At 70.0% G+C, this 14,648-nt stretch carries 11 protein-coding genes; 4 read left to right on the plus strand and 7 right to left on the minus strand.

All coding sequences use genetic code 11. The features are described from left to right. Positions 1-103 precede the first annotated feature (103 nt). A complete protein-coding gene (locus tag AN216_RS24635; protein ID WP_070198931.1) occupies positions 104-334 on the plus strand; it encodes a DUF397 domain-containing protein in 231 nt (76 codons plus the stop codon). Between the two features lie 145 nt (positions 335-479). Here AN216_RS24635 and AN216_RS24640 read toward each other — a convergent pair whose 3' ends face one another. From AN216_RS24640 to eccB, 4 genes are all read right to left on the minus strand, one after another. After that, on the minus strand, positions 480-767 hold the full coding sequence (locus AN216_RS24640; RefSeq protein WP_070198932.1) for a WXG100 family type VII secretion target: 288 nt from the start codon (positions 765-767) through the stop codon (positions 480-482). Between the two features lie 25 nt (positions 768-792). Then, on the minus strand, positions 793-1,137 hold the full coding sequence (locus AN216_RS24645) for a WXG100 family type VII secretion target (RefSeq protein WP_079166966.1): 345 nt from the start codon (positions 1,135-1,137) through the stop codon (positions 793-795). Positions 1,138-1,551: 414 nt separating this feature from the next. After that, on the minus strand, positions 1,552-2,808 hold the full coding sequence (mycP, locus tag AN216_RS24650; protein WP_070198933.1) for a type VII secretion-associated serine protease mycosin: 1,257 nt from the start codon (positions 2,806-2,808) through the stop codon (positions 1,552-1,554). A gap of 16 nt (positions 2,809-2,824) precedes the next feature. Beyond that, on the minus strand, positions 2,825-4,357 hold the full coding sequence (eccB, locus tag AN216_RS24655; RefSeq protein ID WP_070198934.1) for a type VII secretion protein EccB: 1,533 nt from the start codon (positions 4,355-4,357) through the stop codon (positions 2,825-2,827). A gap of 179 nt (positions 4,358-4,536) precedes the next feature. Here eccB and eccE point away from each other — a divergent pair, with 179 nt between their 5' ends. From eccE to AN216_RS30500, 3 genes are all read left to right on the plus strand, one after another. Further along, positions 4,537-5,865, plus strand: a complete 1,329-nt coding sequence (gene eccE, locus AN216_RS24660; protein WP_070198935.1) for a type VII secretion protein EccE — start codon at positions 4,537-4,539, stop codon at positions 5,863-5,865. Next, entirely contained in the window at positions 5,865-6,572 is a 708-nt protein-coding gene (locus tag AN216_RS24665; RefSeq protein WP_070198936.1) for a hypothetical protein, read from the plus strand. The genes eccE and AN216_RS24665 overlap by 1 nt, the downstream gene beginning before the upstream one ends. A 257-nt stretch (positions 6,573-6,829) precedes the next feature. After that, a complete protein-coding gene (locus tag AN216_RS30500) occupies positions 6,830-9,442 on the plus strand; it encodes an SCO5717 family growth-regulating ATPase (RefSeq protein WP_070198937.1) in 2,613 nt (870 codons plus the stop codon). Positions 9,443-9,529: 87 nt separating this feature from the next. Here AN216_RS30500 and AN216_RS24675 read toward each other — a convergent pair whose 3' ends face one another. The 3 genes from AN216_RS24675 to AN216_RS24685 form a co-directional block, all read right to left on the minus strand. Beyond that, positions 9,530-11,107: an ABC transporter substrate-binding protein gene (locus AN216_RS24675; protein ID WP_139140987.1), complete on the minus strand. Its 1,578-nt coding sequence runs from the start codon at positions 11,105-11,107 to the stop codon at positions 9,530-9,532. After that, positions 11,104-13,170: a P-loop NTPase family protein gene (locus AN216_RS24680; RefSeq protein ID WP_079166967.1), complete on the minus strand. Its 2,067-nt coding sequence runs from the start codon at positions 13,168-13,170 to the stop codon at positions 11,104-11,106. The genes AN216_RS24675 and AN216_RS24680 overlap by 4 nt, the downstream gene beginning before the upstream one ends. Positions 13,171-13,445: 275 nt before the next feature. Beyond that, positions 13,446-14,399, minus strand: a complete 954-nt coding sequence (locus AN216_RS24685) for a bifunctional riboflavin kinase/FAD synthetase (RefSeq protein WP_070198939.1) — start codon at positions 14,397-14,399, stop codon at positions 13,446-13,448. Positions 14,400-14,648 lie beyond the last annotated feature (249 nt).

Here is a 14,648-nt window from a genome sequence, read left to right on the forward strand (position 1 = left end):
TACTCTGTGCGGGTGACCGGCGCTGCTCGACACGGACGCACGCGGCTTCAGGAGCAGCACCCGTCTCTCCCCGCGACCGCCGTCCAGGAAAGGCAATCCGACCGTGGCCACTGAGCAGGAGAAAACCGAACTGTACGCGATGGATATCTCGGACGCCGTATGGGAGAGCGCGCCGGGCGGTCCCGAGGAGGAGAAGGTCGAGATCGCGCACCTTCCCGGCGGGGCCGTCGCGATGCGCAACTCCAAGGACCCGGACACGGTCCTGCGCTACACGGAGGCGGAATGGCGCGCGTTCGTACTCGGCGCGCGGGACGGCGAGTTCGACCTGGAGTGAGGAGGTCGGGGTCGGTGCGTGCCCGTTACCCGGCCCTGCTTACCGCTCCGCCTACGGGCCCGCTTCGCGGACGGGCGGGCCCGGCCTCCGGTACGGACGGGGTGGGCCCGCCGCGGCTCCCACCCCGTCGACCGTCACGACGGCGTCAGATCTGAAACTGGTCGGCCGCCTTCTTGTCGGTGCCCTTATAACCGTCGGTGGCGTCGTAGAGCGCGGTGGCGATGGCGCTGAGGGTCTGGGTCAGGCCCTCGATGTCGTTCGACCACTGCTGGTGGCGCGCGTAGTACGCGGCCTTGGCGGCACCGTCCCAGGTGTTGACGACCTTCTGCACCCGGGCGTCGAGGTTCTGGAGTTCACTGGCGATCTGGGTGCCGGAACTGCGGATGTCCTCAGCGGCTGCCGTGACCGTCCCGTAGGTGATCTGAATAGTCATGGTTCTCTCCTGACGTGGTGCCGGCTCAGAAGTCGGCGATGGGGCTGTTCGAGGCTGCTCGCTGGAACTTCTCCATCTCTTCCATCTCGTGCTTGTTGAAGCCGCTCCGGCTCATCTCCAACGCTTCCTGCAAGAACTGCAGATGCTTGTTCAGCCGGTCCGCGTAGGTGTTCGCCTTACGCTGCAACTGGTCGTACGCGCCGTGCGCGGAACCCTTCCAGCCGCCCTCGATGGCGTCGACCGCCGAGTTCAGGCGCGTGATCTTGCTCTGCAGGGTGCTCTGCATGCCCTGCACATCGGTGATCAGGGTCTGGAGTTCGGCATCCTCGATCCGAACGTCCGACGCTCCGCCGCCAGCTCCTTCGGCCATGTTTCCTCCCTAGGGTGAGTTCCGGCTCTGCGTTACGCGCAAAAGCGGCACCACGGGGCAGCGAAGCCAGACGTCCGCTGGCGCCCGTGGTGCGTACCGTGCGGGCGGAGGCGAGCGGCGGCACCGTGTCCGGCCGCCGTCACGCACGCTCCGAGGCGGCCTTGAACCGCTGTTGAGGCCCGCCGGGGAGGTGTCCGCGCTCCGGAACCCCGCGACGGCGGACGCGTACGCTCCCCCGCCCGTGCCCGCAGCATCAGGCTCCCCCTCCACCCGTTGTGATCGCGGCATCACGCATCCAGCCTACGGCCACTCTAGCCACTCCGTACCACTGTTCCAACTGCAAACCCACGAGCGTCGCTTGGGTCACGTAGCCCGGACGTTCGCGGGACGTTCGCGGGATGTCGGCGGCACGCCCTAACCCTGTCGCACCGTCCGCCGGCGCCAGTCCCGGTAGACCAGCGCGCCCCCGGTGATCACTCCCACCAGCACCCCACCACCGACCACGGTGTACGTACCGAGGCGTTCGTTGCGTTCCGCGGCGGTCTCCCCCAACCGCAGCTTCGCGGGCTGCGGGGGCATCGCCTGGTCGACGCCCTCACGCGCCACCGGCCGGTCGATCGGCCGGTCGTCCTCACTCAGCGCGCGTACCGGGTCGATGACGCCCCAACCCACGTGCCGGTCCCGGCCGCTGATGGAGCGTTCCGCCGTCTGCTCGATCTGGGCGACGATCTGCTGCGGCTCCCAGTCCGGGTGCTCGGCGCGCAGCAGGGCGGCGACCCCGGCGACGTACGGCGCCGAGAAGCTCGTGCCGTTGTCCGCGCAGTGCCCGCCGCCGGGCACCGTGGAGACCATATCCACTCCCGGGGCGGCCACCCCCACGAACTCCCCGGACTGCGAGAAGGGCGCGCGCTCGTTGTTCCGGTCCGAGGAGGCGACGGCGAGCACTCCGGGATAGGACGCCGGGTAGGTCCGCTTGACGTTGCCGCCCTGACCGTCGTTGCCCGCCGAGGCGACGACCACGACGTTCTTGGCCAACGCCTTGTCCACCGCCTGTTTGAGGCCCACGCCCGCGTGTACGGCTCCGGCGGTGTCCTGCGAGATGTTGATGACGTCGGCGCGGGCCTGCACGGCGTACTCGATCGAGTCGATGAGACTGCCGACGTCTCCGCCGCCCTTTCCGTCGTTCTGTTGGATGGGGATGACGGTCGACTCCGGTGCGATGCCGACGAATCCGGTCTTCGCACTGGGGCGGGCCGCGATGATCCCCGCCACCTTGGTGCCGTGCCCCACCGTGTCCGTGGTGCCGTTCTCCTTACGGCGTTCCGCGGCACCGGCCCCCTCACCCTTCTCCTCCTCGGCGAGGAAGCTCTTGCCCAGGCTGGTCGCCACCGCGTCCTCCAACTGCGGGTGCTTCACGTCCACCCCGGTGTCGATGACGGCGACCCGTACGCCCTCGCCTCGGGTCTTCTCCCACAGCTGGTCCAACAGCACTCGTTTGAGTGACCAGGGCCGGCCCTCGAAGGGTTTCGCCGGAAAGGTGCACTGCCCCGTGTCGGCTCTCGCGGGCTGCGCCCCCACCAGACTCGGCGCGACGGTCAGGACCGTCAGGCCCAGGACCGTTGGTACGGAAAGCACCGCCCAGCGACGGCGCGTACGACAACCCGGTGTCATGACCAGCCCTTCGGAGTCACGAGCCCTGCGGCTGTTTGGCCGCGTTGGTGCTCAGGCGTGGGCCGGTGGGCAGGAACTTCGACCACTCGGCCGGTACGGGCACCGGTTCGGCGTCCTGGTAGCCGAGCCGGATCTGCGCCTTGTTCCCCTCCCGCGAAGCGTCCTCCTGGCGCTCCTGGTCGCTTCTCGGTTTTCCGTCGGTGCCGATCTCGGAGGCGTCCTGCCCGCTGTCGGCGTTCCCCTGCACCGCGTACCGCAGTCCGGTGTCGGTGACCAGGAACACGAAGCCGACCTTGGTGTCCTCCCCCTTCACCTGGCGGTAGAGGCTTCCGGAGCCGGGCGTGACATACGCGCTGGTGGAGCCGTTGGGCAGGGCCGCCGGGTAGTCCTTGCCGGCCCATGTGCTGAGCGTGGTGCCGGCGTCCTTCTTGTCCACGTCACGCAGCACGTTGCACAGCGTGTCCTGGCTGCCCCGCGCCTTGTTGACCGTACGGGCCACCTCGGTGGGCCACTTCAGAGTGGCTCCGTAGGCCCGGGGCTCGGGGGCGATGGCGGCGGAGTTGACCTCGGTCGGCTTGCCGCGCTGTCCGAGTTGGATCGCCTCCTCGCTGTTGAGCAGCAGCTTCGCCACGAAGTCGGACACCGGCCGCACCTCACCGCGCAGCACCACGTAGTGCTGCGTCCCGTCGCCGGTCCGCGCCTTGAGCACGGTGCCGATCCGGTCGGCACTCGCCCTCAGGTTGCCCGGCACGCCCGCTCGCTCGCCGATGTCCGACATGCTGGGGAAGCGGATCGTGTCGCCCCGCTTCAGCGTGTCCAGCCAGTCCGAACTGACCTGCTGCGGCTCGTCCCTGGTCTTGCCGACAATGCTGAGCAGCAGCTTCGGGTCACGGTCGACGGGATAGGCGACGCCCCTCCCGTCCACGACGAAGAGGTTGTCGTCCGGACCCTCCACGTACATCACGTCGCCGGAACGCAGCCGTCCCGCGCCCTCGACCTTCCGCTGGTCTCGGTCGGCGAAGACGAACGCCGCCTCCTGGACGCGGTTCCCGCCAGCTCCTGGCTGGGTACAGACCGCCCAGCGCTTCCGTTCCGTGGCCTTCTCCGCCTTGGGCAACCGGTCGGGAGCGTACGGGATGCCGAGCGTGGCGCCATGCGGTATGTCGCCGTTGTCCAGGGTGCTCTCGTCTACCTCGACGATCTCGAACGTGTCGGGGTTCAGGAGCAGCTTGGCGGAGGCGAGGTTCAGCACCGGATGCAGCTGCTTCTTCTTCTTCGTCTCCAGGACCACGTAACGCGTCGTGGATTCGCTGCCGATGATGACCTTCTGGGCCGGTTCGTCCCACCCCTCGGGTGCCTTGGGCTTGAACATCCCCCAGGCGCCGAAGCCCGCGAGGATCACCACCGCGATGACCATGCCGGGAAGCACGGCCCGCAGGGGACGGGGAGCTCCCTCCTCGGTGCCGCTGGGAGTGGGCTGGAGGAACGCCGCACGCAGTCGCTTCTTCGCAAAGGTGTAGGCATTGAGCTCGTCCCGCCGTGATGCCATGTCTTGAAGTTTCTCCCCACTGAACGACCGCGAGGTCCGGCCGCTGCCGACCACTGATTGTCAGACCGGCCCCCTACTATGCCCGTTGACGTACCCTCCGCGCTGCTCCGGTAGGGTGATCGACCCGGCCAACAGCTTGGAATTGTGGGCTCATTCGGACATGAGGGAGCATTGCGGCGATGGGAACTGCGACCCGCCCCCGAGGTTCCGCGACGCGCTCTGACCCGCCGGACGGGGTGAGTCCGACAGCGGATCGCACCAGCTCCACCACACGTCCGCCCGCGTCGACGACGCTCCGCACGGAGACCCGCACCACTCGAGTCGGACCGTTTCAATTGCAACAACTGGTGCTCATCGAGCTGGCGTTGGCCGTCCTCGTGGTGGGGGCGGCGATCGACGGGCTGATGCTCGTGCCAGCCGTCGTGCTGGCCGCCGCACTGCTCGTCTTCGCTCTGCTGCGCCGGCGCCAGCGCTCCATCCGCGACTGGCTGACCACCCGCCTCGCGCTGCGCGCGCGCCGGCAGCAGGCCGCCCTCCCCCCGGCGGAGCGAACGGACGCCGGCCTGGCCCCTGCCGTGGAATGCGTGCCCGGCCTGCGTACGTACGCCTTCGTGGACCGTGACCGGCGCACGATCGGCATGCTCGGCGACGGCAGCTTCCTGACCGCGATACTCCGTGTGGAAGCCGGAGTGACCGCGCTGCGGCCGGCGTTCGGGACCCGAGCGCTTCCGCTGGAGCTTCTGCACGACGCGCTCGAGGTGGACGGCATACGTCTGGAGTCCGTGCAGCTCGTCCAGCACGTGCAGCCCGCCCCGGCACCACACCTGCCCGAACAGGCGGTCGCCCGGCGCAGTTACGCCCCGCTACAGGACCAGGCGTCCTCGCCCGCGCTGCGCCTCACCTGGGTGGCCCTGAAACTGGACGGCGAACTGTGCCGGGAGGCGGTCGAGGCCCGCGGCGGTGGTCTACGGGGCGCCCAGCGGTGTCTGCTGCGCGCCACCGACCAGTTGGCGAGCCGGCTGACCGGGGCGGGGTTCCGGGCCGCGGTGCTGAACGAGGAGGAACTCGTCTCCGCGGTCGCCACCTCCGCCTGTGTCAGCCCGACGGCCACCGCGCGCGCGAGCCAGCCGGACGCCCCGCCAGGGCGCCGTACCGCCGAGTCCGCGCGCGCCTGGCGGTGTGACGACCGCTGGCACACGACGTACGCCGTGAGCCGCTGGCCGGAGTTGGGGCGGGCGGCGACACCGTTGCCCCGACTGGTCTCGCTGCTGACCGCGGTGCCGGCGCTCACCAGCACCTTCAGCCTCACCCTGGCGCGGGGACCGCGACGCAAGGCGGTGTCGGTCACCGGGCACGTCCGGGTGACGGGGCGTTCCGACACCGAACTGACCGGGGCTCGCGAGCACCTGGAGCGGGCCGCACGCTCGGCCCGGGTGAGCCTGGCGCGGCTGGACCGAGAACAGCTGCCGGGCATCGTCGCGACGTTGCCGTTGGGGGGTGCCAACTGATGGTCGGCACCCAACTGCTTCGTGGACTGCGCGGTCCGCGCCGAAGCCGCCACACCGTTCCCGCCCACCAACTGGCGGCGCTGTCACTGCCGATCGGGGACGACGGGGTGGTGGTGGGCGGTGACGCCGAGGGGCGTCCGCAACTGCTGGCGCTGCACCATCCGGCGCCGTTCGACATCGTCTTCGTCGGGGGCCTGTGGACGGCGCAGGTGCTCGCGCTGCGCGCGGCTGGCACGGGCGCTCGGGTCGCGGTCGAGACCGGACGCCCGCAGCAGTGGGCGAACTTGGTACGCGCTGCCGGCGGCGGACTGGAGTGCATGACCGTGCACGGGGTCGGGCAGGTGCCGCCGCTGGGAGCGACCGTAGGCAGTCCGGTCCTGGTGATACGGGATTGCGGTATGCGGCCACCACGCGGCCGGGTGGCCTCGGCTCCGTGGCAGTCCGTGCTGACCCTGCTGCCGTACCTGTCCCCGGTGGCCCCTCGGTTGATCCGGGGCGCCGCGCTGGTGGGCGTGCAGCGAATCTCGCCGGACGAGGCACAGCAGGTGGGAGAGGTCATGTCGCTGCCCCCCGCCGAGGTGGAGGCGCTGTCCACGCTGGCCGAGGGGGTCACACTGTGGTGTACCCGACGGGACCGTCACTACTCGGTCACCACACCGACCGACGCTGAGTCCGGACTGCTGGGAAACGCCCGCAGGCTGGACTGACCCCACGGCGGCGCCGTGCTGGGAGCCCCTCGCTCGCCGCCCAGAGCGTGAAAGTCGCGCCGTGAGCCATCCGACGCCCGCCGGCGGTGGCCAGCGGAAGCCGATGGGGGCCACCATGCCCTGAGTGGGTCAGCAGGGAAGTGTGCAGTGGTAACGAAGGAGTTGTACCGGTGCCGTGACCCACGTCGAGGCAATTAGGCTTGTCAGTGCGCGCGAACGCACACACGGGGTGCATGACCACAGCAGCAGGAGGCATTGTGAGCAGCGATCGGGACGAGCACCACGCCGGCGGGACCACCGGTGCCGATCGGCCCGAGGTGGACGTCGAGCCCGATCTGGAATCGGAGTCGACCGGTCAGTTCACCATCGACTACACCCCTCCCGCTTGGTACATGCAGGGCATGGAACCGGCCACGGAGCAGGACGACTTCCCCATCATGCCGCCAGAGTCGCGGACCCCGTCCGCTCCCGAGGCAGCGCAGACGGCGAGCCCGGAGCCCGGTCCTCCGGAGAACACCGAAGGCCGCGCCGAACCACTGGACGAGGTCAGCGGCCTGGCGGCGAGTGGGCCCGACGGCGGGCGCACGGACTCGCGGTTGAAGGAGGAGATAGCTCAACTACGGGACGACGCGGAGCGGGCTGGTGCTCCCCAGGAGGCCGTCGGGGAGTTCCCGTCCCCGCCCTCGCAGGCGAGCGAGCCGCGGGACGGGGGGCCGGCAGTGCCGTGGCAGGCGTACGCCCAGGACCCCGAGCCGGCAGAGCCGACCGCCAAGTCGGCTGACGTGGCACCCGAGCCCGGGCCGGACACCGCCGGCTCGTACTCCGGTGCCTCGTCGGAGGGCACGGCCGCTCCACACCCGATGGGCGTCGCTCCCACGCCGGTCTCGTCGTGGCCCGCCGCTCCGGGGAACGACAGCGCGGCGGGCGGGTTGCCGCCGCTGCCTCCGAACTACCAGCCCGCACAGCCGCCCGCAGTCGTACACCCGGAGCCCGTCGCTCCGCAGGACGCGGCCCCCTGGCTGCCCGACACGGATGCACCGGCTCCCGGCACGCCTTCGGCCGCTCATTCCCCGGCGATGACCGGCGATCCCGATGGCCCCCCGCCCCCATCGCCGGTGCCCTACGGTCACGAGATGCCGGTTTTCTCCCAGGGAAACCCCGCCACGGCTCCCGGTAGTCCGGGGACGCCCGAAGCGCCGAACTCCCCCGTGACCGGCTCAGAACAGCCGCTGTCACCGGCCCAGGGCGGCGCTCCCGGCGCCCCTGGCGGCCCCGGCACCTCCAGCCCAGGCACGGCACCCGCGAGCGCTCCGCTGCCTCCGACGACACCTGGTCAGGAGCAACAGCAGTCAGCGCCAGCGCAACAGCCGTGGCAAAGCCCCCCGCCGGAGGCCACTCCCCAACCACCCGCCGCCCCGACCGGCTACGGCTTCCCCCCACCCGCCACACCCGGCACCCCGGCGACGCAACCCCCGACGGCGGTCAGCCCGTCCGCACAGCCGGCGTACGGATTTCCGCAGCCGCTCCCGGAAGGCAACCCCCAGCCGGGAGGCCCGTACCCGCAGCAGGGCACGGCCGCACAGACCGGCACCCCGCACCCCCCGGCGGCTCCCGGGACGCCCGGCGCTCCTGACGCACCCGCCACCGGCACGCCGCAGGCGCCGGGAGCTCCCGGCGGCCCTCCGGCCCGCCAACAGCCTCCACCCGCTCAGCTGCCCGCTCAACAACCGACCCAGCAACCGGGTCAGCAGCCCGCGCAGCAACCGCCCGCGCAGCAACCGCCGGCGCAGCAGGGGCATCAGCCGCAGCAGGATCCCCGTCGGCAGTCACAGGGCGGTTCACCGCTGGGCTACACCGCGGCCGTCGAGCTCTCCTCGGACCGGCTGCTGAACGGCAAGAAGAGGACCCGCTCGCAGAACCCCGGGCGAGGAGGCTCGCGGTTCCGGCTGGGGGCACGGCGAGACGACGCGGAACGGCAGCGCAAGCTGGAACTGATCCGCACTCCGGTGCTGTCCTGCTATCGCATCGCCGTCATCAGCCTCAAGGGCGGAGTGGGCAAGACGACCACTACCACGGCTCTCGGCTCCACCCTCGCGACCGAGCGCCAGGACAAGGTCATCGCCATCGACGCGAACCCGGACGCCGGCACGCTGGGTCGCCGGGTGCGTCGGGAGACCGGCGCCACCATCCGGGACCTGGTCACCGCGATCCCGTATCTGAACAGCTACATGGACATCCGCCGGTTCACCTCGCAGGCCCCCTCTGGCCTGGAGATCCTGGCGAACGACGTCGACCCCGCGGTGTCCACGACGTTCAACGACGATGACTACCGCAGTGTGATCGACGTACTCGGCAAGCAGTACCCGATCATCCTGACGGACTCCGGGACCGGCCTGCTCTACTCCGCGATGCGGGGCGTGCTCGACCTCGCCCACCAGTTGATCATCATCTCGACGCCCTCGGTGGATGGCGCGAGCAGTGCCAGTACCACGCTGGACTGGCTGTCCGCGCATGGCTACAGCGATCTGGTGCAGCGCGGCATCACCGTCATCTCCGGGGTACGGGAGACCGGGAAGATGATCAAGGTGGACGACATCGTGGCGCACTTCCAGACACGCTGCCGGGGCGTCATCAACGTCCCCTTCGACGAACACCTGTCCGCCGGTGCGGAGCTGGACCTCGACATGATGCGTCCGAAGACCCGGGAGGCGTACTTCGACCTCTCCGCCCTGATCGCCGAGGACTTCGCGCGCGTACAGCAGGAGCAGGGGCTGTGGACCGCGGACGGGAACCCGCCGCCCCAGCTGCCCCCGCCGATGCCCGGGCCCGGCATGCCGGGTCAGCCGCCGTACCAGCAGAACGGGTGGTAGCGGCAGCCAGCGGGTGGTCCCGCCGCAGCGTAGGAGGTTGAGGACGGCCCCGCGGCATGGCTCGGGCCTGCCGGCGGCTGACCGTCCTCAGTCGGCGCTGTGACTCTTCAGCTCGCAGGCTTCGTTCAACCCGGACTCGACCTTCCGGAGCTCTCCGCGATACGCGTAACGCTCGTTCTCCTTCCCCCGTGGCCGCAGTTCGACCAGCGGCAGCGGCCGGGGGGTGGGATTTCCGCACCTGTCGAATTCGATCGAACCGCTGAGGCCCTCCTCACCGGCCTTGCCATCCATCCCCCGTAGTACGCCCTTGACGGACACCGCGGCCACCTCTTCGTTGTTCGCCTCGACGAGGAACGCCTTGCGAGCGGCTTTGCCAAGCGCCCAGGTGGCGTCGTAACCGATCATCACCTGGCCGTTCTCCAGTTGCGGTGAAGGTTCGAAAGCCTTCGTGAACTGCGTCTTGAGTTGCCCACGCTCCTCATCATCCATCACCTTGGGATGGGTGAGCGCGGTGTACTTCACCTTGATGCCACCATCCGGCGCATCCTTCTGGTTGGCCCGCCACTTCGTCGGGAAGGCCAATTCCTCTTCCTCGCCGTTATAGAAGACACCCAACGTGTCGTCCCCGGCATAGACGTCCACTCGACATTCCCGCTCGGCCGCGGCGTCCAGGAACTCGCGCAGATCGCGGCCGCGACCGGCGAAGTAGACAGCGTGCCGCTGGACTTCCTCCGCGGCCGGACAGATCTGGCCCGCGACCCCGGCCATCGTGTCAGCGGTGGAGTTCTCCCGGGAGGTGAAGCGGTATTCGCCACCCACGTCGAGGCCCTGGGCCTCGGCTGCGGACCGGAATCCCTTCCGCAGGGACTTGCTGTAGATGTCCTCCTCGTTGGTGTCCTCGATCAGGTGCACACGCAGTTCGGTGTTCCGCTGCTGGTCACGCAGGTGCCTCGCCATCGCCGCCGCCTGGTAGGAGTTCGGCTGGGCGATCCGGAAGAATCCTTCGGTCTCGTCGCTGAGTTGGTCCGCGGTCACCGTCGAGCCGACCGTCGGCACGTCCCTCTCGCGGAGACTCTCGACGATCCTCTTGGTGTTCTCGAGACTCTGCCCAAGCCCTGTGACGCCGACCAGTGGCGGATCGTCGTTCCTCATCCCGAGCAACTGATCGACCATGGGCTCCCAGTGATTCGCGTCCCGACCAGGGTTGGCCAGCAGTAGCTTGATCTTCGGGTTGTCTCCGTGCCCGGACCCGTCGTTCAGCTTCTTCTGTGCCAGATACGCGCCTTGCAGGCCCTGCCGGAGGCTCCGCCAGCCCCGGTCGGCTCCGTCGCCAAGGGTGAGGGGCTCGGCGTAGGCGATCTGGACGACCTTCTTGTTGGACGCCTCGGCCTCCTGGTTGGCCTGATGGATCTTGCCGATCACCTCCGACACCTGAGGCTTCACTTGGTCCTCGAAGGTGTAGCTTCCGTCGGTGACGCCGATGCACTCATCCGCCGGCCCCCGCTTGCGCAGCCCGTCGTCACACTTCTCGACGAACTCGTCGTGGACCTTCAGGCCACCCAGCACCAGCGCGGCGACGACCACCAGCGCCCCCACGATCCGCAACGTCCAACGCGGCTCCGGACGCGGCGGTATCCAGACCGCCGGCTCATCGGGCACGTTCACCACCAGGGCCTCCTCCGGTATTGCTCCGCCCGCCGGAGGAAGACGTGCCGATCTGCCTCGTCGTCGACCATGCCGCGCAGCGTGAGGTACTCCTCCCGAATCTCCGGGTACAGCTCCGCGTACGGGTCTCCCAGCGGGTTCCGGTACGGGTCGGTGACCTGCCCCGCAGCCGGGTCGTCGCGCGGTTCCGGGCTGATCCAGGACGCCGCCAGCAGCCGGGTGATGGCCTTCATCCGGCGATCCCGCGGATGCTGTGGATCGGCCAGGAAACGCACCAGTTCCTCGAACTGACTGCGTGGTGGCCCCGGCAGCGCGCCACCCGGGGTGCGTACGGGCGACCTGCGCAGACGGCACAGCTCGAGGCACCACTGCGCTCCGCTCACCTGGTCGAACCGACCGTCCAGATAGGTGGCGGCCGCTTGCAGATGCCCGGACGCCAGGTCGTGGTAGGCCGTACCCCAGGGCTCCGCCTCGGCGTCCCGCTCGATACGGGCGGCGGCCCGCAGGTTGAGCGCCGTGTGCGCGATGTCCCAGGCGTTCCCGTCCGTGTCCTCCATGCTGAGTTCCCGCAGCAGCAGGAAGCGCAACACCGGATGCAGGGTTTCGTGTACCCCGTTCAAGCCGCCGTCGTCCGCGGCGAGTTGCATGGTGCGCAGCGGGTCTCCGGAGAACTCGGCGAACTCGCGACTCAGCGCCTCGCTGACGCCCTGCCAGAGTTCCCGGGCCGCGCCGGCCTGACCCAGATGGGTGGCGACGGCGGCGCGGCGCATCATCGCCCGTAACTCCGAGCTGGTGACCAGCGGCAGCAGCCGGTCGAGCAGCCCGCCGACCAGGTCGGTGCTGAACAGCTGCCGCAGCCGCTCGTCCCACGGCCGGTCGGCGGGCTGCGTACGCAGGTCACTCAACACCGCCGCGGTCGCCGCCGGCTGCCCACGGGTGAGTTCGTGCACGATCCAGCCCAGCCACTGGGTCCAGTCGTCGGTCTCCGGTTTCACCGAGTCCCGGGGCAGGGCGCGCAACGTGGCCTCGGCGTGCCGGTTCACCTCCTCACGGCGCAGGTCACGTAACTGTCCGACATGCAGCGCCTCGTCGACCTCAACCGGCTGAAACCGGTGGGGGGCGTCCCAGCAGGACAGATACGTGCCGGGGGCGGGCGTACCTCCCGGTTCCCGCCGGATCAGCTCCTCCGGGCGACCGGCGGCCGTGGCGAGCACCACCAGCGGATCGGCCAGCCCAGCCTTCGTACGGGCCCGCAGCAGTTGTTGGAGGAACCGGCCACCCAGCGGGCTGTCGGCGTTGTCCAACAGCAGCAGGCTGTTGGTGGTGCGTCGGCGGTCGGCCCCCTGCCCCGCGTAGGCGGCCATCAGGTCGGTGAGGAAGGCGTCGAAGAGCACCTCCTCGGCACGCTCCCGCTCGCCGTCCTCCAGCCGGTTGTAGTCCCGGTTCAAGGTGACGACGAAGTCGCCCGTCGGCTGGGAACCGTACTGCCTACGTACCCGGGCCAGCCGCCGTCGGGTCCGCAGGCTGCCCCAACTGCCCCAGGTGGGCAACAGCCGCAGGGCCGGTGCCACCGCCCAGTTGGGTGCCCCGACAAGGGCGGCGGCGCCCTCCGCCAAGCCCTCCAGCACGCCCTGGATACGCTGCGCCCGCTGAGTGCCCGAGGTGTCCAAGGCCTCCCGCAACTGACGCACCGCGCGCTCCCGGCTGCTCAGGTCGAGTCCGGTCGAGACGGCGGTGAGCAGCAGGCCGCAGGTGGGAAAGCTGATCCGGGGGAAGTGCTGCTTCTTCTCGTTCAGGTCGAATACCAGCTCGGTCAGCACGTTGAGCGGCTGCGCGCCGGCATGCCCCTGCTCGGCCAAGTCGAGGTATCCCAGTGGGGTCGCCTGCGCCAGCGTACGGATGTGGCCGAGGAGCGTGGACTTGCCGCTGCCGCGCGGGCCGAGCAGCAGCACGCTGGGGAGCCGCGCCGACTCACCGCGCGCACGCAACAACTGGGAGTGCACGAACTCCGCGACAGCACGGTCCCGTTCGGACCTGCCGGCCAACTCCAGCTCTGCCGCCACGGCTTCCTCCAGCGGTCTCGACGTGGCACGCGTGCCGCGGTGCACGTGCCCGGAAACACGGGACAACTGTTTCGATGACAGACCAACTTTCCCTGGCTTACGCACGTTTCGCCAGGGAAAGCGGAAATTCCTCGACAGGCACCCGGTGTCGCCACCTGTGCCGCGCCACCAGCCGAAGTAGGTCGTCCCCGTATGCGGCGAATGCCGGAACGCCGTTCGGTCGACCGACGGCCGCGGGTCGTACGGCCTTGGGGGCGCGCCGCCGTGCGGCTCTGCTAGTCGCGCTCGGCAGCGGCGACGAGCGCCCGGCTGCGCTCAACGTCCTCGGCCATCCGCGACAGCAGGGCGTCCAGGGTGTCGAAGCGCTCCTGACCGCGGATATAGGCCAGGAACTCGATGGCGACGTGCAGGCCGTAGAGTTCCAGCCCCTCCCGGTCGATCGCGTACGCCTCCACCGTCCGGTGGGTGCCGTCGAACTGTGGGTTCGTGCCGACCGAGATCGCGGCCGGCATCACCTCACCGGCCGCGCGCAGCCAGCCGGCGTAGACGCCGTCGGCCGGGATCGCGCTGTACGGCACGGTCTCCACGTTCGCGGTCGGGAAGCCGAGCTGTCGTCCGCGCTGCGCGCCACGCACCACGACGCCCTCCACCCGGTGCGGTCGACCCAGCACCCCGGCCGCACCGGTCACCTCGCCCTCCGCGATGAGTCCGCGGGCCAGCGTGGAGGAGAAGGTGCGCTCCTGCCCCGCGTCTTCCGAGGCGTACAGCTGCACGACCTCTACGTCGTAGTCGTAGGTCACGCCCAGCTCGGAGAGGGTGTCGACGGTGCCCGCGGCGCGATGCCCGAAGCGGAAGTTCGGTCCTTCCACGACCATCCGCGCGTGCAACCTGTCGACCAGCACCTTCACCACGAACTCGGCTGGCGAGAGCTGCGAGAACTCCTTGGTGAAGGGCAGCACCAGGAGCGCGTCCACGCCCAGCTCAGCCATCAGCTCGGCTCGCCGGTGGTGCGGGGCCAGCAGCGGGGGGTGACTGCCCGGGCGTACGACCTCGCTGGGGTGCGGATCGAAGGTCACCACGACCGCCGGCACGGCCAGTTCCCTGGCCCGGCGGACCGTCTCCCGGATGATCAGCTGGTGCCCGCGATGCACCCCGTCGTAGGAGCCGATCGTGACGACGCTGCGTCCCCAGCCCTCTGGGATCTCCGCCAAACCGCGCCAGCGCTGCACTCTGCCTGCTCCTCGTCGAAGTCCTCAAGGACGGTGTCTGCCGGTCCAAGGGTGCCATGGAGAACTACCGCGCCCGCACGGGCCCCGGCCTTGGCATGCCGTCCCGAAGCTCAGCGAGCTTGCTCGGGTGACTCTACGGAGTTCAGGGCCGCGGGCGGGTCCGGTGCTCGCCCTGGGGGCTCAGTTGCCGGTGCTCGCGGGGGCGGCAGGACCGCCGCGGGCGGCACGGCCGGGGGCACGGCGGGCGCT

The sequence above is a fragment of the Streptomyces oceani genome, assembly GCF_001751245.1.
Classification (GTDB): Bacteria; Actinomycetota; Actinomycetes; order Streptomycetales; family Streptomycetaceae; genus Streptomyces; species Streptomyces oceani.